The sequence below is a fragment of the Sphingobacterium sp. UBA7253 genome, from assembly GCF_002472745.1.
Lineage (GTDB): Bacteria > Bacteroidota > Bacteroidia > Sphingobacteriales > Sphingobacteriaceae > Sphingobacterium > Sphingobacterium siyangense.
The window spans coordinates 1-2,889 of record NZ_DKSP01000022.1; the positions used below are offsets into that span (position 1 = coordinate 1).

Sequence of the window (2,889 nt, forward strand, 5' to 3'; positions counted from 1 at the left end):
TTATTAACCTAAATTATGAAACTACTGATATAACGTCATCAAAAATGAGTTTCTTATATCAGGTCTCTTAGTTTAACCAAATTTTAACAAATCATTGTTATAGGTCAACTCGGTCTATTGAGATCTAGCAGTAAATATATTTTTTATTGATACAGTCCCCATTGTTTATTCGGGGTAGCGCCCATTTCTAAGACGAGCTCTCCTCCTTTTAGCAATTCGGAAGCATCAAAATAAAAGGTATTGAGCGGTTTTCCATTTAACGTTGCGCGTTGCACATATATATTTTTCTTATTTGCATTTTTCGCTTTGATAATAAACTGTTCACCTCTTCCATATTTACCATCCAATCTAATCTTAACCTCCTCAAAGAGTGGGCTTCCTATTTCATAAATTGGTTTGACCCTTGTTCCGCCATCGATCTGAAATAAACCAATAGCATTCATGATATACCAAGCACTCATTTGCCCCTGGTCTTCATCGCCGAGATAAGCATTCGAAACCCCTTGGCCATAATAGCGCTCACCTATAGAGCGGCTCCATTTTTGTGTCAACCAGGGCTTATTCAACCAATTAAAAATATAGGCAAAATGCATTGATTGCTGATTTCCCTGAACAACAGGATAATCCCAATATTGATCATTAGGGCCATTATAGCGCCATTTTTCACTTTCTGGAAATCCCCATTCCAATCGTTTTAAAAACACATCCTGTCCGATCATTTTAGCTAACCCAGGAATATCCTGTGGCACAAAAAAAGTCAGTTGCCATGCATTTCCTTCTACATAATGATGGTTAGCTCCCGATTTAAAAGGATCAAAATCTTTATACCATTCTCCTTTTGAATCCTTCATCCGAGCATAGCCACTACTGACATCTATCGCGTTTCTCCACCAGTTTCCGCGATCATTAAAATAATTGTACTCCTGCTCCTTTCCTAACGATTTTGCGAACTGCCCAACTGTCCAGTCGTCAAAACTATATTCCATTGAATTGGAAAACCGGCCCAAATCATAGGGAACGTACTTATATTTTAAATAGACATCCAAGTCCCTGTTACCTGCAAAACCACCTTCAAATTTCAATGGACTTGTTGTCTGCATTTTTTTAACAGCTTCAAATGCCTTTTCAGTATCGTAGTCTCTAATCCCCATCTGGTATGCCCCAACAATTAACGGTATTTCATGTTCTGCAACCATGACGGGAATATACTCCATTCCAGCCGGCCCTTTCGCCAGCCAGCCATTTGCGTCATACATCGCAAGTTGCGATCTAACCCATTTATTGGACCATTCCGGCGTAACCAAGTTCCAAAACTGATTTAAATTCCAAAAGGTATTCCAGAAAGCATCACAGCCTAAAGCGAGATCCCCTTTATGGGCTAAAGTTCGTATCACTTCATCCGAAGATCTCCATTGACCATTCACATCACTGAATGTGTTTCGGCTTGCCAAAGTGCGATACATGTTGGTATAGAATTTCTCTTTTTCAAAATAGTCTGAAGACTTTATCGCCAATCTACTTAAAAGTTCATCCCAAACTTTATGTTGATTTTCCACGACCCGATCAATGGACCATCCGAATGGCTCCGACAGTTCCGTTTTTAGATTCTCCTCTGCATTGGCTAAGCTCACATAAGAAATCCCTGTGCGCAGTTGTACAGCCTTATCTTTATGCACATCAAATTCCACGTACATTCCCGCAAATTGAGCGCTATCAGCAACCAAATCAGCCCGTTCAGTCAACCGATCATTATGCCATGTGCCATAGTTTATGATAGGTTTATCAAACTCCATCACAAAGTATACGACATAATCCTGTTTTGCATCCGTGGACCAAACGTTTTCAGATAATTGATTACTGTATCCCACAACCTTATAGTCAGAAACCTTTTTCAGCGAGAAATCTTTAATTTTATAATCATATTCTCCGTTAACCTTGAGATCAATCATGATACGTCCTGTGTCCGACTTATGATAGGTATATTGTTGAAAACTGGAACGTGTACCAGCCGTCAATTTTACGTCGATATCGTGATCAAGGAGATGAACAGCATAATATCCCAATGGAGCTTTTTCGCTGGTTTTATCTATTGCTGATCGATATCCTGAATTTGTACTGTACTGATCTCCGACCCGAGTCTTCAATTGACCTGCTGTCGGAAATGTTCCCAATCCAGCCATTGTCCATTCGTGAATATGGCTAAATGTACCAATAGATTCGATAGAAGGTTCATAACCTGCCTGCCAGCCAATATTTTGGTTATCTGGACTTATCTTTACCATGCCAAAAGGCATCCATGGTCCCGGGGCTATCATCCATCTGGAATGTGCTGCACCCATCATCGTGTTCACATAATCTGAAACTCCACCTAGTCTTTTTGGGCCCCGCTTGATTGTTGAAGACTGTATTAATTGCCCATTACAATAAATTTCATACTTACTCCATATATCCTTAGCGACATAAGGCATTGGTATTTCCAATTTCGCTGCACCTTTTTCACGTGTTTTCTCATAAATTTTCTTTCCATCTAAGACTACTTTCAACTGTTCATCATCTTTCAATTTCAAGAGATCAACCAACATATTTTGGACGGGTTTCCCTGCATTTAAGATCTCAAATTCAGCTTGCTGTACATTTTTAACAATTACAGAATGATTGGCTATTAGCTTTACTTGCTGTGGCCCCAGCAGTTTAAAGGAATCAAATTCAACCCAACCTCCCTTTATGACAGTCATGGTAATCTGATTTCCGCCTTTCTTAATGAGATCAGCTGGCAATGGTATATTTATCGTAGAATTTCCAGATTTTAAAGGATTCTCTAGCGGCTCACCATTTCCTGCTCCCCGCTCCACCTCAAAATTATAGGGCTTACCATTGATTACGATCTGT

At 39.6% G+C, this 2,889-nt stretch carries 1 protein-coding gene; it reads right to left on the reverse strand.

All coding sequences use genetic code 11. The annotated features are described in order from the left end of the window. Positions 1 to 143: 143 nt before the first annotated feature. A partial coding sequence (locus tag B2X72_RS01420) for a GH92 family glycosyl hydrolase (RefSeq protein WP_286848116.1) occupies positions 144 to 2,889 on the reverse strand: 2,746 nt, incomplete at its 5' end.